This window comes from Longispora urticae, from assembly GCF_053902585.1.
Genome location: NZ_JAQZSH010000030.1, coordinates 64,780 through 87,727, shown reverse-complemented (window position 1 = coordinate 87,727; position 22,948 = coordinate 64,780). Strand labels below are relative to the sequence as shown.

The 22,948-nt window shown below is 71.9% G+C and carries 20 protein-coding genes; 9 read left to right on the top strand and 11 right to left on the bottom strand.

All coding sequences use genetic code 11. The features are described from left to right. Window positions 1–79 precede the first annotated feature (79 nt). On the bottom strand, window positions 80–535 hold the full coding sequence (locus PT931_RS21095; protein WP_456247474.1) for a MarR family winged helix-turn-helix transcriptional regulator: 456 nt from the start codon (window positions 533–535) through the stop codon (window positions 80–82). Between the two features lie 114 nt (window positions 536–649). Here PT931_RS21095 and PT931_RS21090 point away from each other — a divergent pair, with 114 nt between their 5' ends. Next, entirely contained in the window at window positions 650–1,786 is a 1,137-nt protein-coding gene (locus tag PT931_RS21090; RefSeq protein ID WP_456247473.1) for a PP2C family protein-serine/threonine phosphatase, read from the top strand. A 446-nt stretch (window positions 1,787–2,232) separates the two neighbouring features. On the opposite strand, the gene PT931_RS21085 is transcribed toward PT931_RS21090, so the two are convergent. The 3 genes from PT931_RS21085 to PT931_RS21075 all read right to left on the bottom strand — a co-directional run bounded on the left by PT931_RS21085 (window position 2,233) and on the right by PT931_RS21075 (window position 6,140). Continuing rightward, window positions 2,233–2,607, bottom strand: a complete 375-nt coding sequence (locus PT931_RS21085) for a hypothetical protein (RefSeq protein ID WP_456247472.1) — start codon at window positions 2,605–2,607, stop codon at window positions 2,233–2,235. 606 nt (window positions 2,608–3,213) lie between these two features. Beyond that, the gene (locus tag PT931_RS21080) at window positions 3,214–4,206 is read right to left on the bottom strand and encodes a 3-oxoacyl-ACP synthase III family protein (RefSeq protein WP_456247471.1); all 993 of its coding nucleotides are present in this window, start codon (window positions 4,204–4,206) and stop codon (window positions 3,214–3,216) included. Then, window positions 4,203–6,140 carry a ThiF family adenylyltransferase gene (locus PT931_RS21075; RefSeq protein WP_456247470.1) on the bottom strand — a complete coding sequence of 646 codons (1,938 nt, stop codon included), beginning with the start codon at window positions 6,138–6,140 and terminating at the stop codon, window positions 4,203–4,205. The genes PT931_RS21080 and PT931_RS21075 overlap by 4 nt, the downstream gene beginning before the upstream one ends. A gap of 104 nt (window positions 6,141–6,244) precedes the next feature. Here PT931_RS21075 and PT931_RS21070 point away from each other — a divergent pair, with 104 nt between their 5' ends. Further along, window positions 6,245–6,793 carry an EF-hand domain-containing protein gene (locus PT931_RS21070; RefSeq protein ID WP_456247469.1) on the top strand — a complete coding sequence of 183 codons (549 nt, stop codon included), beginning with the start codon at window positions 6,245–6,247 and terminating at the stop codon, window positions 6,791–6,793. Window positions 6,794–7,044: 251 nt separating this feature from the next. Here PT931_RS21070 and PT931_RS21065 read toward each other — a convergent pair whose 3' ends face one another. After that, window positions 7,045–7,482: a response regulator transcription factor gene (locus PT931_RS21065; protein ID WP_456247468.1), complete on the bottom strand. Its 438-nt coding sequence runs from the start codon at window positions 7,480–7,482 to the stop codon at window positions 7,045–7,047. Window positions 7,483–7,703: 221 nt separating this feature from the next. Here PT931_RS21065 and PT931_RS21060 point away from each other — a divergent pair, with 221 nt between their 5' ends. Beyond that, complete coding sequence (locus PT931_RS21060) at window positions 7,704–9,644, top strand: ATP-binding protein (RefSeq protein WP_456247467.1); 1,941 nt, start codon at window positions 7,704–7,706, stop codon at window positions 9,642–9,644. Window positions 9,645–9,748: 104 nt separating this feature from the next. Here PT931_RS21060 and PT931_RS21055 read toward each other — a convergent pair whose 3' ends face one another. Then, a complete protein-coding gene (locus tag PT931_RS21055; protein ID WP_456247466.1) occupies window positions 9,749–10,150 on the bottom strand; it encodes a hypothetical protein in 402 nt (133 codons plus the stop codon). A 323-nt stretch (window positions 10,151–10,473) separates the two neighbouring features. On the opposite strand from PT931_RS21055, the gene PT931_RS21050 reads away from it, so the two are divergent. Beyond that, the gene (locus PT931_RS21050; RefSeq protein WP_456247465.1) at window positions 10,474–12,186 is read left to right on the top strand and encodes a GAF domain-containing protein; all 1,713 of its coding nucleotides are present in this window, start codon (window positions 10,474–10,476) and stop codon (window positions 12,184–12,186) included. Window positions 12,187–12,245: 59 nt separating this feature from the next. Here the strand turns inward: PT931_RS21050 and PT931_RS21045 are convergent, their stop codons facing one another. The 4 genes from PT931_RS21045 to PT931_RS21030 form a co-directional block, all read right to left on the bottom strand. Beyond that, a complete protein-coding gene (locus tag PT931_RS21045) occupies window positions 12,246–12,887 on the bottom strand; it encodes a response regulator (RefSeq protein ID WP_456247464.1) in 642 nt (213 codons plus the stop codon). 69 nt (window positions 12,888–12,956) lie between these two features. Beyond that, on the bottom strand, window positions 12,957–14,174 hold the full coding sequence (locus PT931_RS21040) for an NRAMP family divalent metal transporter (RefSeq protein WP_456247463.1): 1,218 nt from the start codon (window positions 14,172–14,174) through the stop codon (window positions 12,957–12,959). Then, a complete protein-coding gene (locus PT931_RS21035) occupies window positions 14,171–14,791 on the bottom strand; it encodes a hypothetical protein (RefSeq protein WP_456247462.1) in 621 nt (206 codons plus the stop codon). Before PT931_RS21035 ends, PT931_RS21040 begins: the two co-directional genes overlap by 4 nt. Window positions 14,792–14,802: 11 nt before the next feature. Continuing rightward, a complete protein-coding gene (locus tag PT931_RS21030) occupies window positions 14,803–15,348 on the bottom strand; it encodes a hypothetical protein (protein ID WP_456247461.1) in 546 nt (181 codons plus the stop codon). Between the two features lie 184 nt (window positions 15,349–15,532). Between PT931_RS21030 and PT931_RS21025 the strand changes: the two genes are divergently transcribed. The 4 genes from PT931_RS21025 to PT931_RS21010 all read left to right on the top strand — a co-directional run bounded on the left by PT931_RS21025 (window position 15,533) and on the right by PT931_RS21010 (window position 19,399). Beyond that, entirely contained in the window at window positions 15,533–16,426 is an 894-nt protein-coding gene (locus PT931_RS21025) for a universal stress protein (RefSeq protein ID WP_456247460.1), read from the top strand. Between the two features lie 15 nt (window positions 16,427–16,441). After that, entirely contained in the window at window positions 16,442–17,452 is a 1,011-nt protein-coding gene (locus tag PT931_RS21020; protein ID WP_456247459.1) for an Acg family FMN-binding oxidoreductase, read from the top strand. Further along, complete coding sequence (locus PT931_RS21015; protein ID WP_456247458.1) at window positions 17,440–18,399, top strand: Acg family FMN-binding oxidoreductase; 960 nt, start codon at window positions 17,440–17,442, stop codon at window positions 18,397–18,399. Before PT931_RS21020 ends, PT931_RS21015 begins: the two co-directional genes overlap by 13 nt. 106 nt (window positions 18,400–18,505) lie before the next feature. Continuing rightward, the gene (locus PT931_RS21010; RefSeq protein ID WP_456247457.1) at window positions 18,506–19,399 is read left to right on the top strand and encodes a universal stress protein; all 894 of its coding nucleotides are present in this window, start codon (window positions 18,506–18,508) and stop codon (window positions 19,397–19,399) included. 271 nt (window positions 19,400–19,670) lie between these two features. Here PT931_RS21010 and PT931_RS21005 read toward each other — a convergent pair whose 3' ends face one another. Continuing rightward, entirely contained in the window at window positions 19,671–20,090 is a 420-nt protein-coding gene (locus PT931_RS21005; RefSeq protein WP_456247456.1) for a CBS domain-containing protein, read from the bottom strand. A 192-nt stretch (window positions 20,091–20,282) separates the two neighbouring features. Here PT931_RS21005 and PT931_RS21000 point away from each other — a divergent pair, with 192 nt between their 5' ends. Beyond that, the gene (locus tag PT931_RS21000) at window positions 20,283–22,940 is read left to right on the top strand and encodes a cation-translocating P-type ATPase (protein ID WP_456247455.1); all 2,658 of its coding nucleotides are present in this window, start codon (window positions 20,283–20,285) and stop codon (window positions 22,938–22,940) included. Window positions 22,941–22,948 lie beyond the last annotated feature (8 nt).

Genomic DNA, 22,948 nt, shown 5'->3' with positions numbered 1-22,948 from the left:
AGCGCGCGAGAGGTCACGGCCCGCAACTCTGAGCTCGACACGGCAGGTATCGGGTTGGTGGCGCGTCCCGGGAATCGGGCTAGGGGTTGGGGCTTACCCGTGATGCGACCGCGGCTTGAAGACTCGCCAGTCCCTCCGTGAGGGCATGCTGGGCGCTGGGTTCCATGGCTTCGAGAACTTCGGCGAGTGCCGTGATCCGTCGCGACCGCAGCCGGACCAGCAGATCCGTCCCATCCGGCGTCAGTCGAAGTACGATCTCGCGGCGGGTGACGGGGCTGAGGTCACGGTCCAGTAGCCCGGCCGCGTGCAGTCGGTCACACAGTCGGCTGGCGGAGGAGGGGATTACCCCGAGCTCCTCGGCCAGTCCGGTGAGGTTGATCTGGTTGTGGCGCTCGACCACGGTCAGTGCCCTCAGCTGGGAGGCGGACACTCCCGCGTTGTCGTTCGGCCGGCTCCACACCGCGATGACCTGCTCCAAGCTGGCCTCCACCACGGCGGCCCGCTCGGTGGCGGCCCGAGGTGCAGGTGTCTTCATCTCCACTACTATGGCAGCTCACCCACCGGCGGGAGTACGCGCCGCCGCCGGATTCTGCCAGGCAAAGCCAGCCGGCCTTGCAAATATTGTCCGTAAGGATGCGAAGTGTCTGATATGACGGTTGATCATCTCAGTCGGGAACTCCGGGCTGCAGCCCCTCACGCGCTGCTGTCCACCCTCGCCGCAGCCCTGCGCGGGCACTACGACATCGAGCTGTTCGCGCTCCTGATGGCCGACTACGGCCTCACCGTGCTGCGGCCCGTCGGCCAGCCCCTCGACGCGACCGAACCCGTGCCCCTGAGCACCACGGCGGCGGGCGCCGCGTTCACCTCCCAGACCCCCGTCGCCGACGCCCACACCTTCTACATGCCGGTCACGGTGCGCGGCGACCGCCTCGGCGTCCTCGTCCTGAAGTGCGCCTCCCCGCCCGACACCACGACGGTCGCGGAACTCGCCGCGATCGCCACGGCCCTCGGCCACGAGATCATCGTCGCCGAACGCGACACCGACCTGTACCTGCAGGCCCGCCGGCGCAAACGCCTCACCCTGGCGGCGGAGATGCAGTGGCAACTCCTGCCGGGAAGGGCGTGCTCCCGCCAGGAGTACAGCATCGGCGCGCAGCTCGAGCCTGCCTACGCCGTCGGCGCCGACAACTTCGACTGGTCCACCGACGGCAGCCACCTCACGGTCACCGTCTCCAACGGCATGGGCGAAGGCATGGAAGGCGCGCTGCTGACCAACCTCGCCGTCAACGCTCTGCGCAACGCCCGCCGCGCCGGAGTCGGCCTCATCGACCAGGCCGCCCTCGCAGACCAGGCCATCTACGCCCAGTACGGCGGACGCCTGCACATCGCCACCCTGCTCCTGCGTTTCGACCTGGCCACCGGCGACGTCGCGGCCATCGACGCCGGCTCACCCAGAATGCTGCGACTGCGCGACGGCGAGGTCGAGCACGTGACCTTCGAAGCCCAACTGCCACTCGGCATGTTCGACGGCACCCACTACACCCAGCAGCACTTCCGGGCGCTCCCCGGCGACCGTTACGTCATCGTCAGCGACGGCGTGCACGCCGCCCGCTCCAACGGCGGCGAAGAATACGGCACCACCGCTCTGCACAACGCCATCCACACCACCCACAACCAACCCGCCCCGGAAGCCGCCCGCACCATCCTGCGGGAACTCGGTGAGTACACCCAACTCACCGACGACGCCATCGTCTTCTGCCTCGACTGGCACGGACGAGACTCATAAGACGCCCCCGAATTCGACCCGCACGCGCCGTATCCCGACAGTGCCTCGGTGGCGTAGTGGCCGCTGCCGGAAATGAGGCACCTCGGCTGCAAGCGCCTCTTGACACGCCTGACCGGGTCCTATCCGGAACTCGCTTCCTGAGACCTGTGTCGTACTTCCGCGACGAGCTCCGCTCGCGGACGTGTCGAGGCCGCCGTTGGCGGTGTCGTCCGACCGGCCCGGCCCGCTCGGAACCTCGGATCCAGGACGAACTCCTGGTCTGGTCGCAGGCACCTCCCGCCGGCCCGGACGGCATCACCAGCCCGCTGTTGTCCGGCTGGATCGACACCCAGCCCGGGTTCGTCAGCAGAGTTCCGGGGCCTACCGCGTGATCATCGCCGGCGAACACACGATTCACCGCCTCGCGTACCCCGGGGTGCCCTCGGCACGACACCGGATTTCGACTCTCACGCCGCCACAGGGTGGCGTAGCCACTGCAACCTCGGGCCCGTGACCATTTCCAACACCAGATCCGCCCGAAGGCGTCGCTCCAGCTCCGCCACCAGCCCGATCAGGTCGCCCACGGCGGCCACCACGGGAACCCCGCCCGCCTCGACCAGTTCGCCCACCAGAGCCTGACCGGAACGGTCCGTGGTGTCGGTGACTACCGTGACGACGGAGAACCTCGGCAGACAGCGCCGCAGTGCCTCAGCCAGGCCGCGCGGGCCGAAGTCCTCGGAGCACACGACCACCAGCTCGTGCATCACCGCGACCTCGGCCAACGCTGTCGCTACGGTCGCCGGTGTCTCCGGCACTGTGTCGACCTCGACGATCACCAGCATGTCCACTCCCAGCGCCAGCTCCTGCAACGGCAACCGGACCAGTACATCACTGAAAGTAACGGACCGTCAGGATCAGGTGGCCTGCCGAAACCAGGCCGTTCGGCCCTACCGCTACAGGGGTTTTCCGGCCACGACGTTCAGGCATGGGACGACTTCCAGGGGATTCCTCCGGATTCCGCCGGCTGTTGCCACTCCGCATCGCGGACCGGTCCAGGAGGGACGACGCCTGTTGGAACAACGTCCACGACGGGCCGCGCGAGGACGCCGAGGACCGGGGGGTGATGCCGAGCCCCTTGTCCATCTGGTACTCGGCAACGAGGGCCGGTCGATGACGTACTGGGACTCCGTGGTGGGGGCGCCGACCAGGGCAGCGGCCAGCCGGGGCTGTTGCCATCGTCGCCAGCGGGGAACCGCGGTTCTACGGCAACGCCGATCCGCAGGGCCACGACAATCCGCACGGCAAGTGGGTGCCGATTCTGATCCTGCCGCCCACCCCGGGCGTTCGCGACGCCGAGCCCTGTCCGACATGAGGCACTCCCGACGGGACGTCGCCTGCGCCGGATGTGGCAGACCGCGCAAGGGTCCGCCACATCCGGCACGGTGTTCCTACCCGTGCTGGAAGCAGAGGCTTCCCCATTGGAAGCCTGCGCCGATCGCGGACATCACGTACGTCGCGCCGGGACGCAAACCCGTCGTACTCGTGACCTCGTGCAGTGCCGTGAACATCCCCGCCGCCCCGGTGTTGCCGAGCCGGTCGAGGGTGATGGGCGCCTTCGATTCCGGGACGTCCAGGGCGTCGAGCGCCTCGCGCAGGATGTTGAGGTTGGCCTGGTGCAGGAAGAAGTGGTCGATCGCGGCCATCGGCAGCCCCGAGGCGTCGACCGCCGCGCGGATGCTGTCCGGAAGGTTGACCGTCGCGGCCTTCCACACCGCCCTGCCGTCCATCTTCACGTGGTGGCCGCCCTCGGCGACGGTCTGCGCGCTGGTCGGCCGGCGCGAACCACCGGCCGGGATCTCCACGTCGTAGGACAGGAGCGAGTCGTAGTGGTAGGACAACAGCCCGCCGCTGGCGGCCGTGGTGAGGACCGCGGCGGCTGCCGCGTCGCCGAAGAACACCCGGGAGGTGCGGTCGGTCGGCGAGATGACCCGCGACGCGCAGTCGGCGGCCAGCACCAGCACCGCGCGGAAGCCCCGGCCCTGGAGCAGGTGCGCGGCCAACAGCAGGGCCTGCACGCCGCCCACGCACGCCGCCTGGGTGAGGTCGACGGGCAGCGCACGGACGGCACCCAGGCGCTCCTTGACGATCAGCGCGGTGGACGGCAACGGCTGGTCGTAGGTGTAGCTGGAGACGATGACCGCGTCGAGGTCCCGCGCGCTGAGCCCGGCGGCGGCGAGGGCGTCCTCGGCGGCCGGCAGGCACATGTCGGAGGTGGCCAGGTCGGGGGAGAGGCTGCGGCGTTCCCGGATCCCGGTCCGCCGGACGATCCACTCCTCGTTGGTGTTGAGGGTCTCGGTCAGCTCGCGGTTGGTGATCACGCGTTCGGGCAGGTGGACGCCGGTGCCCCGGATCGCCACCGGAATCGGCAGAGGGCTGGTCATGTCTGGCTCCGGTACACGTCGTGGTGGGCGGCGATCAGGTCGGTGAGGTCCACGTAGTACCGGCCGGACGGGCAGTCCCCGCCGAGCAGGATCCGGCGGGCGGCCTCGGTGACCAGCGCGCCGCCGAGGGAGACCCCGGAGGCGAGCTGGGGCCAGCTGCTCAGACTGCGGCCGAGCTCGGCGAACGAGGCGCGCAGCTGCGGGCTGATCCGGTCGGCGTCGACCATGGCGAGGAGCAGCTCGATCTGCTCCGGTCGCGACAGCCCCGCCACCCTGCCGGAGTCGACGGCGATCCGGCCGTGCAACAGCGGGCGGTCGGGTTCCAGGTCGAAGCGCTCGACGTCGAGCATGCCCCGGTCGTTGCAGTCCATCACGACGGGGATGCCGGCCGCGCGGGCCCGCTCCCGCGCGGCGACCTTGATGTACGGGGTGTCGCACTCCTCCACGACCAGGTCCAGCCCGGCGAGGAACGCGTCGAGGTTGTCGCCGTCCAGGCCGGCCGGGAAGATCTCGATCTCCAGATAGGGGTCGATCTCGTAGAGCTGCCGCGCGGTGAGCACCGCCTTGTTGAGACCGAGTTCGTGCATTCCGGCGCGCAGCCGGTTCAGGTTCGACATGCCCAGGGTGTCGAAGTCCGCGAGCCGGAACCGTCCGGCCACCCCTTCCAGGGCCAGGGTGACCGCCGCGCTGTTGCCGACCGACAGGCCGATCACGCCGACCCGGCTGTCGAGCAGGCGGCGCTGCTCGGGCCGCTCGATCCGGCCCCGGTTCCGGTCGGTGCGCACCAGCCGGAACTCCTCCCGGGGCAGTACGTGCACCAGCCGACCCGACCAGGGGTAGTGCGCCCAGGACCCGTACGACCACGCGTCGAGCCCGGCCAGCTGGTCCCGGCGGCGCGCCTCGTCGGGCCGGACGCCCGGCTCGCGGCTGGTGATCAGCTCGTCGATCTGCGCGCCGATCGTGTCGTGCAGTTCGCGTACGGCGTCGGAGGCGATCAGCGCCTCCAGGGCCTTGCGGTCTTCGGGGCGGGACGGGGCGTACAGCCGGGGCTGCCAGCTGTCGAGGTCCGGGGCGTGGTTCCGCCGGGCCGCGGTGAGGTCCCTGGGCGCGGGTGCGCGCGAGGCGGCGGCGGTGGTCGCGTGCGGGGCCGTGGCGCCGGTCCCGGTCGCGCGCGGGGCAGCACCGGACTCAGTCGAGGTGGTGGCGCCGGTCGCGGTGAGGCAGGTGCCGCCGGTCGCGGTGGAGGCGGTGGCGCCGGCCGCGGCCAGGCCGGGGAACTCCTCGGCGAACCGGGCGACCAGGTCGGCGTGCTCGCCGGACTCCTCGCCCGCCCGGCGCAGCATCAGCACGACGTCCTCGGTGTAGTGCTCGACGTAGCGGCGGGTGCCGGGCAGGACACGGAAGCCGAACCGTTCGTGGAACTGGTGCTGGCCGTCCCGGGTGCCGGAGGTGCCGGTCATCGCGGTCGCGCCGAGCGCGTGCGCGGCTCCGATGGCCAGGGCGTTGAGGTGTACTCCGAGGCCGAGTTTGCGGGCGTGGTGCTCGACGACGAGCCGGCTGTGTTCGAACACGCCGTCGGGGGTGAGGCCGTGTTCGTCGAGCAGCCGGTCGTACGCCTCGGAGCCCAGGTAGGCGCGGGACTGGAACCGGGCGGTCGCCGACGGGGTGCTCAGCCGGACGTACCCGAGCGGCGGGCCGCCCGGTTCGCGGCGGGCGATGAAGTGCCAGGCGCCGTGGTCGAGATCCTGGTCGTCGACGTGGTGGCCCTCGGCGTGCCGGAACGCGGGGCGCCGGCCCCGGTCGTAGAGGATCCGGGCCCGCAGTTGACGGACCAGGGCCGTCGGTCCGGTCGCGCCGTCGGCGATGCGGAAGGCCTCCAGGACCCAGGGGCCGGGTGGTCGGCGAAGCGCGCCGAGCGATAAGGGTGTGCTCACGCGTGCATTAGTAACAGACTAACACCCCATGTAGGTACAAACATGCTGTAAACTGCCCATAAGTACACATATTGGACAAGAGAATTCTCAAATTGGGGGTACAAGTGAGCTCTGCGCTGCTCGAACGCAAGTGGGACCTGTCCTTCGCCCAGCTCGACGTCGACCGGGACGGATTCGCCGACGAGTCCGACGCGCTGGCCCTCGGCACCCTGGTGGCCACCGGCTACGGACACGCGGCCGGCACCCCCGGCGCGCACCGGGTGCTCGCGGCCTTCCGGGGCCTGTGGGACGCGATCGCGACCGGCATGGACGCCGACGGCGACGGCCGGGTGACGGCGGAGGAGTTCCGGGCCGGCATGCGTCAGGTGGTCGAACACGAACGGGGCTACGAACTGTACTTCCAGCCGGCCGTCGAGCCGGTGCTCGACCTCGCCGACGCCGACGCCGACGGCACCGTCTCGCGGGCCGAGTGGCGGATCTTCCAGAACGCCTACGGCACCCCGGCCGCCGACGCCGACGCGATCTTCGAACTGCTCGACACCGACGGCGACGGCACCCTCGACCGGGCGGAACTCACCGCGGCCATCCGGGACTTCTACACCAGCGCCGACCCCGACGCGCCCGGCAACCACATCTACGGCCGACTGCACTAGGCACTCCCTCGGAGTCCGGTGGACAGGCCATTCCGGCTGCGGCGTGTGCATTGTCGCGTTCGGTGCGCTGTCTGCCGGGCCCGGAGGGCGTACTCCGTGACTCCGGCCGTCCCGAACTCCTTGAGGAGTTGGTGGAGCCGAGCGGTGGGGCCGAAAAAACGAGGACAAGCGTTGGCGGGGTCAACACCGCCGCGACGGTGCGGGCCACCGCCATCGCATCCTCAGCCGGTCCCCCCTCAGAGGACCGTCCCCTAGAGCAGTGCCCTGACCTCGTCCACGAGAGTTTCGAGGCTCAACGGCTTCATCAGATACCGGGTGGCCCCGGCCGCTTCGGCGTCCCCGGAGAGGTGGGAGTGGGCCGTCACGACGACGATGGGCATGACCACCGGGGCGGAGGCGCGGATGTTGCGGCACAGATCAAGCCCCGACGAGTCGGGAAGGCCGACGTCCAGCACCAGCAGGTCGGGCAGAGACCGGAGGATGGCGCTGTAGGCGGCCAGGCTGTCGGGCACGACCTCGACGGAGTAGCCGGCCTGCCGCAACGCGCGGGCGAACAGTACCTGGAGATCCTTGTCGTCTTCCACGATCAGGATCGAACCGCTGTGCCGATCGGACTCGCCGGCGCGCCCGGCGCGTGGCTCGGGCTGGCCGTGGCCTGTGGGGACGGTGTCACCGGACGGCTCGACCATTGTGCCTTCGTTCCAACGTCGCACCCTTGAATGTCGAATGGTCATCTGCGCCGGATGGATGTCCAGGTGGCTCATCGTAGCCCACATGTCGGCGGGGGGTGATCGGCCGAGTCGGGGCGATGCATCAGCCGCTCGGCCTTCCCCGAGACTGGTAACGTCACGGACTTGGCCGGCAATGGTCGGCCCAGGCGTGGATCTGGACGCGGTCGGATGGTGCGGGCATGAGCTGGTGGGTGATCGACGCAGCGGCCAACCTGGTGATCATGGTGGCGTACCTGGCGATCTCCTTCGCGATCGCGACAGGACTCTGGCGCTCCCAACAGTGGCTCAACAACCTCCTGGGCCTGGCCACCGCGGCGATCTTCTTCACGTGCGCAGTGCACCACGGTTCGCACACGGTCCACATGGTCCTGCCGTCCCTGGGGTTGGAGGTGGAGTCAGGGCTGGCGATGCGGGCCGCGTTCGGCCATGACTTCCACGCCGCGGCCTGGGACATCGTGACCGCAATCGTCGCGGTGTGGTACTGGACGCTGCGGAGCCGGTTTCCGGCGTTGGTCCGTGGCGCGGCGGTGTTCGAGGACCTGAAGCTGCGCCAGGCGTCCGAGGCGAGGCTGCGCGCCAGCGAGGAACGCTACCGGGGCATCGTGGAAACCACGAACGAGGGCGTACTGCTGCTCGATGCCGGCGGACGGATCGACTACATCAACGCCCGGTTCGCCGAGATCGTGGGCCGGCCCATGGCACAGCTGCACAGCGTGCCGCTGGTCGAGCTGGTCACCGATGACGACCGCGCCACCGTCGAACGGACGCTGACCCGGGCGGGTGACGGTCAGACGCACCACGTCGAAGTGGGACTCAGCCACCCCGACGGCCCGGTGGTCCAGGTCCAGATCGCGGTGACCGCCCGCCTCAACGACACCGGCGGCGGCGACGGGACACTGGCGATGGTGACCGATGTGACCGAGCAGAAGAACGTCGAGGCCCAGCTGCGGCAGGCGCAGAAGCTCGACGCGGTCGGCCAGCTCGCCGGGGGAGTGGCCCACGACTTCAACAACCTGCTGACCGTCATCGACGGGTACGCCGCGCTCCTCCTCGGCGACGTCACCGACGAGGCCGCACGCCGGGATCTCACCGCGATCCGCGACGCCGCCGCCCGGGCGGGCGGCCTGACCCACCAGCTGCTCGCCTTCTCCCGGACCCAGGCCGTCCGACCGCAGGCGGTGGACGTCAACGCGCTGGTCGCCGGAACGCAGACGATGCTGTGCCGGCTCATCCGGGAGGACATCGACCTCCGGGTCGCCGCCGTCGCGGAGCCGGCCACCGTGTGGGTCGACCGGGGCCAGTTGGAACAGGTGCTGGTCAACCTCGTCGTCAACGCCCGCGACGCGATGCCCGGCAGCGGAACACTGACGATCCGCACCCACCGGGTCGATCTCGACCACGAAGGGGCCGTCAGGCAGGGCGTGCGAGCCGGCGGATACGTGGCGCTCACCGTCACGGACACCGGCTGCGGGATGACACCCGAGGTGGCCGCACGGATCTTCGAGCCGTTCTTCACCACGAAGGACCAGGGCAAGGGCACCGGCCTGGGCCTATCCACCGTGTACGGCATCGTCCGCCAGGCCGGCGGGCACATCCAGGTCGACTCCGCACCCGGCACCGGCACCACCATCGACGTGTATCTGCCGGCCAGTTCCCTGCCCGCCGACGCACCCGAGCCGGACGAGACCCCGCAGACCCTGCCCACCGGAACCGAGAAGATCCTGCTCGTCGAGGACGAACCCGCGCTCCGCGAGCTCACGCAACGGATCCTGCACACGGCCGGCTACCGGGTCCTCGCGGCCTCCAACGCCCGCCAGGCCCTCGAACTGTCCCGTGCACACGCCGACATCGACCTGCTGCTCACCGACGTCATCATGCCGGGCATGAACGGGCGGCAGCTCGCCCACCGGCTCGCGGCCGTGATGCCGGGCCTGCCCGTGGTGTTCACCTCCGCCTACGCCCACGGCGTGCTGACGGACGACCCGAACGCGGTGTTCCTCGGCAAGCCCTTCACCGCCGCCGCGCTCACCGAGACGATCCGGGCCACCATCGACGCCCACCCGGGCCCGCCGGCGGCGCGCGTCGATGCCACTGGGGCAGGAGGCGACAGCGGCCCGTGAAGGTACCGGTACCCGGCCTGTGGTCGAGAGCACTCGTACCCGAAGAACAGGTCGTCGCCCTTGATCTCGCTCGGGCCGACGCCCACCTCCGCGTCGGGACCTCCCTAGGTGGGCACGGGGCGCGCGAACGGCGCAGGCCGACGCAGGCTGGTGTTGTGGGTGGCATCGGTGACCAATTTCAGGACGAGGTCCGCGCCCAGGTGCGAGCGGATCTCCGCAGCGAGGAGGGCGGGCTGGTCGGCGCACACGATCGGCAGAGCCCCGGCCTCCAACAACTGGGCCACAGTCCGCCGACCTTCACTGTCGTCGGAGCCGGCCAGCACGGCCGTGACGGTGAACCGGGGCAGTGCCAGGCGGAGCGCGGCGGCCAGGGCTCGCGGCCGGCAGGAGCCGGAGCACAGCACCACCAGCTCGTGCGAGGGCGCCAACACGGCCAGTGCCGCTGCGGCTGCTGAGGGGCTCGGGGTCCATGCGCCGGTGTCGTCGATCAACACCACGATCATCATCTGTCACTCCCTGAGCCGCTACTTCCCGCGAATATCCATATGAACAGTGCGGCGAGACCGGGCGTCAGGTCCGGGGGACCTGACTAGGTCAGGACCTTCGGCACTGGCGATCAGGACGGGTGTCGTGGGCCGTCAGCGGCGGAAGCCGGGTGGTACGCCCACCACGACGACTCTTCGGGGCGGTCGTGACCAGTGCGGCTTCCGTGCGCGGGCGGTCAACCTCAGCCGACCGCGCACCCGGGGACCCCCGCAGAGGCCCTGTCCGGGTGCCGGCGGACCGTGGGCCACCCAGATCGCACCCACCGGCGGCCTAGGATGAGGGCATGGCCGCCGACAAACGTGCTGACCCGTCCGGGCCCGTCACCTTCGCGCTCGGGCTGCCCCCGTTGGCCCAGACCGGCCTCGACGACCTGTTGCAGGAGCTGCTGTCGCGGGTCGGGGACGTGATGGCCAGCCGGGAGCGGCTCCGTTCCCTCCTCGACGCCGTGGTCGGGATCGGCACGGACCTGGAGCTGCGCGCGACCCTGGAGCGGATCACCGCCGCGGCGTGCGAGCTGACCGACGCCGAGTACGGGGCGCTGGGCGTGATCGGCCCGGACCGCACCCTGGTCGAGTTCATCACGCACGGCATGGACCCGGTCGTGCACGCCCGCGTCGGCGACCTGCCGTCCGGGCACGGCGTCCTGGGCCTGCTGATCGAGGACCCGCGCCCGATCCGACTGCCCGACATCACCAAACATCCCCGCGCGTACGGCTTCCCCGCAGAACACCCCCCGATGCACACCTTCCTCGGGGTGCCGATCCGCATCCGCGACCAGGTGTACGGCAACCTGTACCTGTCCGAGAAACGCGGCGGCGGCATGTTCACCGACGACGACGAGGAGATCATGATCGCCCTCGCCGTCGCGGCCGGCGCGGCGATCGACAACGCCCGCCTGTACGCCCAGTCCCGCCGTCGGCAACGCTGGCTGGAGGCCACCACCGAGACCAGCGCCGTGATCCTCGGCGACGTGGACCGCACGGCCGCGCTGCGGATCGTCGCCTCCCGCGCCCGGGAGGTCGCCGAGGCGCACCTGGCGATGGTGCTGCTCTACGACGAGCGGGCCGGCACGCTGACCGTCGAGGTCGCCGAAGGAGGCCCCGGCGCGGCCCTGGAAGGCTTCGCCCTGCCGGCAGTTCAGGGCGAGTTGTCGACCGTGGTCAGCGAACGGCACCTCGCGGTGGTGGAGGACCTCGGAAAGACCGCCACCTGGCCGGTGGACCTGTCCAGCGGGACGACCCTGCTGGTGCCGCTGATCGCCGACGGCACGATGCTGGGCATCCTCGCCGTCGCCTACCGGCAGGGTGCGGTCGCGTTCGCGGAGGAGCCCGACGTCGCGCTGGTGGAGACCTTCGCCGGGCAGGCCGCCCTCGCCCTGGTCCGGGCCCAGGCACGCGACGAAAGGGCGCTTCTGGCCATGGTCGGAGACCGCGAGCGGATCGCCCGCGACCTGCACGACGTGGTCATCCAGCGCCTGTTCGCCGCCGGCATGCACCTACAGGGTGCTGCCCGCATCACGGTGAAGCAGGACGTCGCCGACCGGATCAACGCCGTGGTCGACGACCTCGACGGCACGATCCGCGACATCCGCGGCGCCATCTTCGAACTCCGTTCCCCGGCCACGTCGGAGCTGCGCACCGAGGTTCGCGACCTGGTGCAGGAATCCATCCGCACGCTGGGATTCCGGCCCGCCCTGGTGCTCGACGGGCCCGTGGACAGCGCCGTTCCGGAGCAGGTGCGGCCAGAGCTGCTGGCCGTGCTGCGCGAGGCACTGTCCAACGCCGCCCGCCATGCCCGGGCGACCCGGGTCGAGGTCGCGCTGCGGGTGGGGGCCGGTCAGGTGACTTTGACCGTGACCGACAACGGCGTCGGCGGGGCCGAGCCCCGGGGCGGGCTGGTCAACCTCGCCGAACGGGCCGGCACGTGCGGTGGAGGTTTCGAGGTGGCCGCCGCCGCACCGACCGGCACCCGACTGACCTGGTGGGCGCCGATCTAGCGGACGACCGGGCCGCGAGTCCCCGCCTCACCGGCAGGCGTCGGGAGCGGTGTCGGTGGTCAGTGGTTGTCTTTGCCGAGGAGTTTGCTGGCCAGGACGGCGGCCTGGGTGCGCCGTTCGAGACCGAGTTTGGCCAGTACCGAGGAGACGTAGTTCTTCACGGTCTTCTCCGCGAGGAACATGCTGGCGGCGATCTCCCGGTTCGTCTTGCCCTCGGCCATGTGGACCAGGACCTTGCGCTCCTGCTCGGTGAGGTCTGCCAGGGCGTCGGGGGCTGCGCTGCCGCGCCGGATACGTTCCAGGACCCGGGCGGTCACCGCCGGGTCCAGGAGCGACTGGCCGGCGGCGACGCGGCGGACCCCGTCGACGAGGTCGGTGCCCCGGATCTGCTTGAGTAGGTAGCCTGCGGCCCCCGCCATGATCGCGGCGAAAAGGGCCTCGTCGTCCTCGTACGAGGTGAGGATCAGGGCCTGGATCGACGGGTCCACCGACCGCACGGTGCGGCACACCTCGATGCCACTGCCGTCGGGCAACCGGGCGTCGAGGACGGCGACCTGCGGCTTGAGGGCCGGGATCCGGCTGGCGGCCTCCACGGCCGAGCCGGACTCGCCGACGACCTCGATGTCGCCTGAGTCCTCGAGGAGGTCGCGCAGGCCCCGGCGGACCACCTCGTGGTCGTCGAGCAGGAAAACTCTGATCATGTGTCCGTTGTACAGGATGATCGCGGTCGGGGGACCGTGCCGAAGGTCCCGAACCGGACAGGCCACAGGTCACAGGATGGAGAACACCAGCAGGGCCAGCACACACGCCGACAACGCCACGATCATGGCGAACTGCGCGGCGCCCATCCGCCGACCGGTCGCAAACGGGCCCATCAGATCCGGGTCGCGGCCGAGCCGGTACAGGTAGACGAGCAAGGGTGGCAGCGCCAGAGCGTTGAGGATCTGCGTTCCGACGAGGATCGGGACGAGCGGAGCGCCGGGGATCAGCACCAGGGCCGCGCCGAGGACGGTGACGGTGAGGGTGGTGCCGTAGAACAGCGGGTCGGAGCGCGGGGTGTCGTTGAGGCCGGCGGGACGGCCGAAGACGTCGGTGACGGAGTAGCCGGTGGACAGGGGCAGGATCGCGGCGGCGAGCATGGCCGAGCCGATCAGGCCGACGGCGAACACGGTGCCGGCCAGGTCCCCGGCGAGCGGGCGTAGGGCGGCTGCCGCGTCGGCGGCGTCGGTGATGGTGTGGCCTTGGCGGTGCAGGGTGGCGGCGCAGGCGACGACGACGAACAGGCCGATGACGCCGGTGAGGACCGAGCCGGTGACCAGGTCGACTCGGGAGGCGCGCAGGTCGCTGGTGGTGAGGTGTTTGTCGAGGACGTAGGACTGTACGAAGCTCAGCCCCCACGGCGCGAGGGTGGTGCCGATGGTGGCCACGGTGATGTAGACGGCGTCGCGCGTCAGGGGCATGGTGGGCACGACCAGTCCGGTGGCGGCGGCTCCCCAGTCCGGGCCGGCGAGGAAGCCGGCGACGACGTAGGAGACGAACACGGCGCTCAGGGCGAGCAGGACCCGTTCGACGACCCGGAAGCTGCCCCGGCGGACCAGGAAGATGATGATCACGGCGGTGGTGGGGACGGCCAGATGTCGGGGGACCCCGAACAGCTCCCACCCGGCGGCGATCCCGGCGAACTCGGCGACCGTGGTGCCGACGTTGGCGACGACGAGGGCTGCGAGGGCTCCGACTCCGGCGCGGACGCCGTATTGCTGGCGGATGAGGCCGGCCATGCCCTGGCCGGTGACGACGCCGAGGCGGGCGGCGAGGTTGTGGAACATGATCAGGGCGACGGTGGAGGCGAGGAGTACCCAGAGGAGCCGGTAGCCGTGGTCTGCGCCGAGCACAGAGTAGGTGGTGATGCCGGCGGGGTCGTCGTCGGACAGCCCGGCCAGCAGGCCGGGACCGGTGACGGCGAGGACGGCCCAGACGCGTTTTCTCACGGCAGCAGGTTCCTGAGTCGGGTGAGGGCGGCGGCGCGACGCGGGTGCAGGTGGCCCAGGACCGCTTCGGCGTGCGCCGGCGGCAGGTGGTCGAGGACCATGGCGGCGTGGTGGGTCGCCAGCCCGGAGGTGAGGGTGGCCAGCTGCGGGGCGGTGAGGTGGTGTAGGGCGGTCGGGTCGGCGGCCAGGTGGTGGGCGAGCCCTACCCCGGTCGCCGGGTGCAGGTCCGGCCAGTCGATGACGGTGGTGGGCAGGTGGTCGGCGAGCCGTCGCAGGCCGAGCCGTCGCCATACGGAGGCGGCTCCGACCTCGACGCCGACGAGCACCAGGTCCCCGTTCTCCTCGAAGAGGACGTCGCCGACCCGGACGAGGCGGTTGCCGGCGATGTCGAAGATCTGCCCGTCGAGCAGGTCGCGGACCAGCCGGAGCTCGCCGGGCACCGGGTCAGGTGCCGGGGACCGCAGGTCGGTCCACCGGACCCAGGCCGACACCCGGGTGCGGTGGCCCAGGCCGGCGGCCCGGACCGCCGGCTGGTCGGCCCCGAGGGGCGCGACCAGATCGGTGATCCGGGACGGGGAGGCGGGAACCGGGCGCCTGAGCAGTTCGCTGAGTCGCACGAGGCCCATGGTCAGCGCAGCCAGGGCAGCCGGCGGACCAGCGCCGTCTTCGTCCACCAGTCACCCAGGCCCAGGGTGTTCCCGGCGCTGGTGAGCGCGAGGGCGATCAGCAGGCCGGCGTAGACGAGGTGGTCGTCCATGAACGGGTTGGTGGCCGGGGGTAGGACGGCGGTCCACATCATCACCAGGAGCAGGGCCCCGGCGATGGCGGCGATGCGCATCCCGATGCCGAGCATCAGCGCCACCCCGACTCCGGCGAGGCCGGCCATGAACAGGGTGTCGGCCCAGGCGGTCCCGGCGATGGAGTGGTAGAAGTCCGCGAACGGGCCCTTCGCGGAGTTCTTCAGGAACCCCAGCGTCGGGTGCCCGCCGTTGATCCAGGCGGCGTTGGACTTCGTCGCGTATCCGAGGCCGAAGAGCTTGTCGAGGAACGCCCACAGGAACACCCAGCCCAGCGCCAGGCGCAGTCCGGCGAGCACGTAGCGGGTGACGGCCTCGCGGCTCATGGCGGCCGTGGCGGGGAGGGTGTGGGAGTTGCGGTGCGTGATGGTGGTCATCGTCAGGTCCTTCCGAGGTGGTGTGACCCCCACAGCTTCTGCCCGCCGCGGTACCCGGGGGCAGTGCCGGCAGCCCTGACCATGACGGTCTGGGTAGCCCTGCCCGACCGGGACCTTCGGCACTGTCAGGCAGCGGTGGCGCGGGGCGAGGGTGGGGGTACGCCACACACTCACGGAGGTCGCCATGTCCACCCAACCCGTCGTCACCGATCACGTAGTCGTCGGCGTGGACGGCTCCGACCTGGCGCTTTCCGCCGTGGACTGGGCCGCCGACGCCGCCGCCCTGCGCGGCCGGACGCTGCGGATCGTGCACGCCTCGATCTGGCCCCAGATGCGACTGCCCGACGGCCCGGTACCCGCGTCGCAGATCCTCACCGGGCTGCGCGCCCAGGCCGAGGAGTTCATGACCGCCGCCGTCGCCCGCGCACAGTCCCGCCGGCCCGAACTGACGGTCGACTCCCAGATCATCGAGGGCGCCCCCGGCCCCGTCCTCCTCCGGGAGAGCGGGACCGCCGCCATGATCGTCCTCGGCCACCGGGGTCTGGGCGGCTTCACGGGCCTGCTCGTGGGCTCCGTCGGTGTCCAGCTCGCCGCGCATGCCACCTGCCCGGTCATCGTCGTACGCCCCCACACTCTGCCGCCCGGCCCGGCCGCCGGCACCGTCGTCGTCGGGGTGGACGGCTCCGAGGAGTCGGGCGCCGCCGTGGAGTTCGCCTTCACCGAGGCGTCCCTCAACGGAATCGGCCTGACCGCCGTGCACGCGTTCCGCTTCCCGCAGTCCTCCGAACCCGGCGACATGCTGCCCCTGGTCTACGACGCCGACATCCTCGCCGAAGAGGAACAGCGCCTGTTCGCCGAGGCGCTGTCCGGCTGGCAGGAGCGGTTCCCCGACGTCAAGGTCCACCACCACCAGGTCCGGGCCCGCGCCGGCAAGGCACTCGTCGAGGAGTCCGCCGGCGCGCACCTGGTCGTCGTCGGTTCGCGTGGCCGGGGTGGGTTCACCGGCCTGCTGCTCGGCTCGGTCAGCCAGGCCGTCCTGCACCACGCGGACTGCCCCGTCGCAGTCGTCCGGCCGTAGAAGGAGAAGAAGACCATGTCCGTGTACTTCACCGACACCGACCCGACACTGCGCGCCCGCGCCAGCTCCGGCCCGCTCGGGCAGGCCGCGATGGCGGCGCTGCGCGCCCCGTCGGTGTTCAACACGCAGCCCTGGAAGTGGGAGCTGCACGACGGGATCGCCGACCTGCGCGCCGACCTCGGCCGCCGGCTCCCGGTACTGGACCCCGACAGCCGGCTGCTCGTCGTCAGCTGTGGGACCGCCCTCAACCACGCCGTCGTCAGCCTCGCCGCCGCCGGCCACGCCGTCTCCGTCCACCGGCTACCCGACCCCGACGATCCGACGCTGCTGGCCCGGCTGGTACTCGCCGGTCGGCGTCCGCCGGAGCCGATGGACCTGCGCCTCATGCAGGCGACCACGGTGCGGCGTACCGACCGCCGGCCCTTCAGCCGGTCGCCGGTGCCCGAGGACTCCGTGGAGGCGCTGCGCGCTGCGGCGGAACGGCACGGCGCGCACCTGCAGTTCCTCCGCGACGACCAGGTGGTGGAGCTGACCGTGGCGGCCTCGCACGCCGCCGACGCGGAGATCACCGATCCGCGGTACCGGGCGGAGTTGTCCGCGTGGACGCACCGTCCGCCCGGAAGCGCCGACGGCGTCCCGGTCAGCGGGGCGGTGGGCACGGTGCCGCGGCGGGTGCCGGTCCGCGACTTCGCCCCGGGTGATGAGGCGACCCTGGACGCCGGTGACGGCTCCGACGCCGGTACCCGCTACGCGATCTTGTTTACCGACGCCGACACCCCCACCGACTGGTTGATCGCCGGCGAGGCGATGTCCGCGGTGCTGCTCACCGCCGTGTGCAACGGACTCGCCTCCTCGCCGATGAGCGACGTCACCGAGGTCCCCGCCGTCCGCCAGGCCCTGCGGCAGTTGCTGTCCGGGCTCGGCTGGCCGGTTCTGGCCCTGCGGTTCGGCATCGTCCGCCGCCCGGGCGAGGTGCCGCGCACCCCGCGCCGGCTCCAGGGAGAGGACGCGTCATGTCCACGTTGACACGGGAGGTGTTCACCGAGGCGGTCACCGCCGCGACCCTGGCGCCGTCCATGCACAACACCCAGCCGTGGCTGTTCCGCCGCGACGGCGACACCATCGAGGTGTACGCCGACACCGACCGCGCCCTGCCGGTGGCCGACCCGCACCATCGGGCCGTGCGGATCGCCTGCGGGGCGGCCCTGCTCAACCTGCGCCTCGCCCTGGCGGTCCGGGAGTACCCGACGACGGTGCGGCTGCTGCCGGTGGCCGGGCACACGGACATGGTCGCCCGGCTCACCCCGGCCGAGCCCCGCCCGGCGACGCCACTGGAGATCGAACTGCACGGGGCCATCGCGCACCGGCACTCCAACCGCGACCCGTTCCTGGACAGCCCCGTCCCGACCGAGCACCGCCACCGCCTGGCCCGCGCTGCGGAGGTCGAACGGTGCTGGCTCCAGTTCACCGACGACCCGGCCGTCCTGGCCCGGATCGCGACGATCGTGCGGACCGCGAACCGGCGGATCACCGACGACCCCGCCTACCGGGCCGAACTCGCCGCCTGGACCAGCCACGATCCGGCGCGCCGCGACGGGGTGCCCGTGACGGCGGGTGGCCCGGCACCGCAGCCGCACGAGCTGCTGCCCCGCCGCGACTTCGGCGGCCCGCCCCACACGGGTGTCCGCGACTACGAACCCGAACCGCTCCTCGCCGTCCTCGGCGCGCACGGCGACCTGCCCAGCGACCAGCTCCGCGCCGGCCAGGCCCTGCAACGCGTCCTGCTCACCGCCACCGAACTGGGCCTGTCCGCGCAGATGATGTCCCAGCCCGTCGACGACCCCGGAGCCCGCGACGAACTGTGGCGGGAACTCCACTGGAACGGCAGCCCCCAGATGCTGCTCCGCCTCGGCTACGGCCTGCCGGCCGTGACCAGCCCCCGCCGACCGGCCAGCGAGGTCATCCTGCCGTGACCGGGCGGGGCCGAAGGTCCCGCCCGTACTGGGCCCCACGCCTCTGACGCGAAACCGGCCCCGCCGCGAGGCTGAACACATCGGAAGTTCCCCACAGGAGGACACCATGAGTCACACCGAAAGGCCCGCCGTCCTCGTCGGCGTCGACGGTTCGCAGATCAGCGACGACGCCCTCGACTTCGCCGCCGACCAGGCAGCGGCCAAGGGCCTGCGGCTGGAAATCATGCACAGTTTCGTCATGCCGACCCTGTACGCCCCGATGATGGCCGTGCCGTACCCGCCGGAGTACACCGAGCCCGGGCCGGCGGTCGTGGCGATCCTGTCCGAGGCCGAGGCCAGGGCGCTGCACCGCCACCCCGGGCTGACCATCGACACCCACCTGATCCACACCACCCCCGCCGCCTGGCTCGTGGAACGCTCGGCGAGCGCCGCGATGGTCGTCGTCGGCTCCCGCGGAGCCGGCGGTTTCGCCGGCCTGGTGCTCGGTTCGGTGTCCGCGCAGGTGGCCACGCACGCCCAGTGCCCGGTGGTCGTGGTGCGCGGCGAGACCCAGCGGCCGTCGACCGCGCCCGTCCTCGTCGGTGTGGACGGCACGGAGAACACCGCCGGCGCGCTGGAGTTCGCGTTCGCCGAGGCCGACCGGCGGGGCGCCCCGCTGCGGGCGCTGTACGTCTGGCACTCCGTGCCCGACGACATGATCGAGCCGAGCAAGCTGGCCCGGTTCGGCCTCGCGGAGGCGGAGAAGGTCTCGAACCGGGTGCTTTCGGAGGCTCTCGCCGGGTACGCCGAGCAGTACCCGGACGTGCGGGTCACCCAGATGCTGTCCTACGACCGGCACCCGGCGGAGATCCTGCTGGAGGAGTCCACCGAGGCCGGCCTCGTGGTCGTCGGCTCGCGCGGCCGGGGCGAGGTGGCCAGCCTGCTCCTCGGTTCGGTCGGCTACACGCTGATCCACCACGCGGACTGCCCGGTCGCGGTCGTCCACCCGGTCAAGAAGTAGTCAGGGACCGCACGCGGGGAAGGGGCGGAGTCGGCAACGACTCCGCCCCTTCCCCGTGCCGCGAGTCCGCCACCGGTCCCCGGTCGGGACCTGCCGCGAATCCTCCACCAGTCCTGAGTGGGACGTGCCGCGAGTACGTCACCTGCCGGTGGGCGCGTGACCCGTCCCGGGCGGGAACACCCACATGACATGGCCCCGACCGGGCGCACCACCCTCCGCGAACGGAAACGGGCCCCACCGGATATCCGGCGGGGCCCGAGCTTTGACCCGTTCAGGCGGCGAGAACGTCGATCAGATCCTTGGCCGTCACGACCCCGACCGGCAGCCCGAGGTCGTCGACCACGGCCACGGCATCGACCCCGTGCTCCTTCATGAACCGGGCCACCTGCCCGATCGTGGCCTGATGGGCGAGGGTCGCCCGTTCGCCGCCGAGCAGTTCCCCGGCCCGGCGGCGGTTCAATCCGAACGGGTCGACCGCCCAGGCGGCGGCGATCGCCCGGTCGGACAGCACCCCGGCGCACAGCCCGTCCCGGTCGAGGACCACGAGGTGCCGGATCCGGTGCGTGGTCAACAGGCGCAGCGCCTCGATGGGGTCGGTGTCCAGGGTCACCGCGACCACCGGACGGGACATCACTCCCATCACGGGTCGGTCGGTCAGGTCCACGGGCTTCTTGTCCGATACCACGCTCATGGTCGGCACCTCCTCTTCTCACCCCAGGGTGACCCGCACGGGTCCGCGCCGGCAGGGCCGTTGGACCCGACCACGGGAGTCGACGGGCCCGCCGGTTCGGCGACGCGGGACCCAAGACCCCCGCACCAGGGCCGAACGGCACTGCCCCGAGCACACCGGGGCCGGGCAGCCTGGACACGGAGGGGAGACACAATGCCTGAGCAGTCCGACATTCCGTCCTCGGCGGGGCCCGGCCGAGCACCCGGCGGTCTCGTCGTCGCGGACGCAGCCCACCAACCGCCCACGAGCCGGGGACTGAGCACCGCCGAGGTGCTCGCCCGCCGCGCGGCGCACGGCCCCAACAGCACCCCGCCGCCCCCGCCCCGCCGACTGTGGCTGCGCGTCCTCGAACAGCTCCGGGACCCCCTGGTCCTGCTCCTGCTCGCGGCGATGGCCGTCACCCTCGTCCTGCGCGACGTCTCCGACACGCTCGTCATCGGCCTGGTCGTCCTGGTGAACACCGCCGTCGGCGTCCGCCAGGAGATCCGCGCCGACCACGCCGTCGCCGCACTGCGCGAGCTGGCCGCCCCCCACGCCCGGGTCGTCCGCGACGGACAGGCCCAACTGGTCCCGGCCGCCGATCTCGTCCCCGACGATCTCGTGCGGGTGGAGGCCGGCGACATCGTCCCCGCCGACCTGCGGCTGACCGACGCGGCCGGGCTGCGCGTGGACGAGGCCGCGCTCACCGGCGAATCGGTGCCCGTGGACAAGAGCCAGGGCGAGGACCTTTCCGGGGGTACCGTCATCGCCGCCGGCCGGGCCTCCGGCGTCGTCACCCGCACCGGACCGGCCAGCGCCCTCGGCCAGATCACCGCACTGGTGGCCGCCCAGCCCCGCCGCCCCACCCCGCTCCAGAAGCGCCTGTCGGGCCTGAGCCGCACGCTCGGCGCGGCGGCTGTGGCGGCCTCCCTGATCGTCATGGGGCTCGGCATGCTCGCCGGCCGCCCCGCCCTGGAGATGCTCCTCGTCGGCGTCAGCCTCACCGTCGCAGCCGTCCCCGAGTCGCTGCCCGCCGTGGTCACCGTGTCCCTGGCCCTGGGTGCCTACCGGATGGCCCGCCGCTCCGCGATCGTCCGCCAACTCCCCGCCGTAGAGACCCTCGGGTCCGTGACGGTGATCGCCGCCGACAAGACCGGCACCCTCACCGAGGGCGTCATGACCGTGGAACGCCTGGCGTGCGCGAACACCGTGGTGTCCCTGACAGGGCAGGGCTACGACCCGTCGGGCACCCTGACCTCCACGACCCGGGACGACAGGCTGACGGACGAGGGAGTCCCCGGCCTACCGGGTGCGGACCTCTCCGATGACCTGACCCCTGTGCCGCGCCTCGCCCGTGACCTGCTGCTGTGCAACGACGCCGACATCGCACCCCCTGCCGCGCCGGACGGTCCTTGGACCCCGGTCGGCGATCCGATGGAGGCCGCGCTCGTCGTCGCCGCGGCCCGGTGCGGACTCGACATCACCGAACGCGCGGCGTACCCCCGGCTGTCGGAGGTGCCCTTCGACGCGGTCCGCCGCCGGATGACCACCGTGCACGGCGTCGGCGACGGCTACCTGATCGTCACCAAGGGCGCGCCCGAGAAGATCCTCACCCCGGACGTACTCACCGACGACGCGGACGTCATCGCCCGGGCGGTCGACCTGGCGGAGGAGTGGGCCGCCGCCGGCTACCGGGTCCTCGCCGTGGCCGACGACCAGCGGGCCGGCGGTCCCGACGACGACGCCGCGCAGACGGGGCTGCGCCTCGCAGGCCTGGTCGCGCTCGGCGACCCGGTCCGCGAGGGCGCCGCCGACGTGGCCCGAGCGTTCGACGACGCCGGGATCCGCCTGATGCTGATCACCGGCGACCACCCCGCGACCGCCCGCGCCATCGCCTCGCGCCTGGGCATCATCGACGGCGACGGCGAGGTACTCCTCGGCCACGACGAACTCACCCCCGCCCACCTCGACCGGGTACGCGTCTTCGCCCGCACCCGCCCGGAACACAAACTCGCCATCGTCACCGCGCTCCAGGACCGGGGCGAGGTCGTGGCCATGACCGGCGACGGCGTCAACGACGCCCCGGCCCTGCGCCGCGCCGACATCGGCGTCGCCATGGGCCGCGGCGGCACCGAGGCCGCCCGCCAGGCCGCGCACCTCGTCCTGGCCGACGACAATCTCGCCACCGCAGCTGTCGCCGTCGAGGAGGGCCGGCGGATCTACGCCAACATCCGCCGCTTCCTCGCCTACGCCCTCGCCGGCGGCGTCGCCGAGGTCCTCGTCATGCTCGCCGGACCCTGGCTCGGCTTCGCGGTCCCCCTGCTGCCGGCCCAGATCCTCTGGATCAACATGCTCACCCACGGCCTGCCCGGCGTGGCGCTGGGCGCGGAACCCGGCGACCGCGACGCCATGCGCCAACCGCCGCGTCGACCAGGGACCGCGATCCTCGGCACCGGCCTCGCCGTCCAGATCGGCCTCGTCGGCACCCTGATCGCCGCTATGGCCGCCGGCATGGCCCTCGCCGGCCACCAGGCCGGCTGGCCTTGGCAGTCCGTCCTGTTCACCGTCCTCGGCCTCGCCCAGCTCGGAGTCGCCCTCGCCGTACGGGCCCGACGGGTACCCGGCCAGCCCCGCAACGCCTGGCTGCCCGCCGCCGTGGCCCTGTCCCTGGCCGGCCAACTCGGCGCCCTGTGGCTGTCCCCGCTGCGGAGCCTGCTGGGAACCGAGTCCCTGTCCGTGTATCAGGTTCTGGCGTGCGCCGTCGCCGCCAGCGTGCCCGGCATCGCCCTGGCGGCGTACACGTCGCTCCGCTCGTGGCGCACCACCCAGTGAGGAGGCAC

Coding starts and splice junctions, on each gene's coding strand:
- PT931_RS21095 (WP_456247474.1), bottom strand. CDS start 535: ATGAAGACACCTGCACCTCGGGCCGCCACCGAGCGGGCCGCCGTGGTG.
- PT931_RS21090 (WP_456247473.1), top strand. CDS start 650: ATGACGGTTGATCATCTCAGTCGGGAACTCCGGGCTGCAGCCCCTCAC.
- PT931_RS21085 (WP_456247472.1), bottom strand. CDS start 2,607: ATGCTGGTGATCGTCGAGGTCGACACAGTGCCGGAGACACCGGCGACC.
- PT931_RS21080 (WP_456247471.1), bottom strand. CDS start 4,206: ATGACCAGCCCTCTGCCGATTCCGGTGGCGATCCGGGGCACCGGCGTC.
- PT931_RS21065 (WP_456247468.1), bottom strand. CDS start 7,482: ATGGTCGAGCCGTCCGGTGACACCGTCCCCACAGGCCACGGCCAGCCC.
- PT931_RS21060 (WP_456247467.1), top strand. CDS start 7,704: ATGAGCTGGTGGGTGATCGACGCAGCGGCCAACCTGGTGATCATGGTG.
- PT931_RS21055 (WP_456247466.1), bottom strand. CDS start 10,150: ATGATGATCGTGGTGTTGATCGACGACACCGGCGCATGGACCCCGAGC.
- PT931_RS21050 (WP_456247465.1), top strand. CDS start 10,474: ATGGCCGCCGACAAACGTGCTGACCCGTCCGGGCCCGTCACCTTCGCG.
- PT931_RS21045 (WP_456247464.1), bottom strand. CDS start 12,887: ATGATCAGAGTTTTCCTGCTCGACGACCACGAGGTGGTCCGCCGGGGC.
- PT931_RS21030 (WP_456247461.1), bottom strand. CDS start 15,348: ATGACCACCATCACGCACCGCAACTCCCACACCCTCCCCGCCACGGCC.
- PT931_RS21025 (WP_456247460.1), top strand. CDS start 15,533: ATGTCCACCCAACCCGTCGTCACCGATCACGTAGTCGTCGGCGTGGAC.
- PT931_RS21020 (WP_456247459.1), top strand. CDS start 16,442: ATGTCCGTGTACTTCACCGACACCGACCCGACACTGCGCGCCCGCGCC.
- PT931_RS21015 (WP_456247458.1), top strand. CDS start 17,440: ATGTCCACGTTGACACGGGAGGTGTTCACCGAGGCGGTCACCGCCGCG.
- PT931_RS21010 (WP_456247457.1), top strand. CDS start 18,506: ATGAGTCACACCGAAAGGCCCGCCGTCCTCGTCGGCGTCGACGGTTCG.
- PT931_RS21005 (WP_456247456.1), bottom strand. CDS start 20,090: ATGAGCGTGGTATCGGACAAGAAGCCCGTGGACCTGACCGACCGACCC.
- PT931_RS21000 (WP_456247455.1), top strand. CDS start 20,283: ATGCCTGAGCAGTCCGACATTCCGTCCTCGGCGGGGCCCGGCCGAGCA.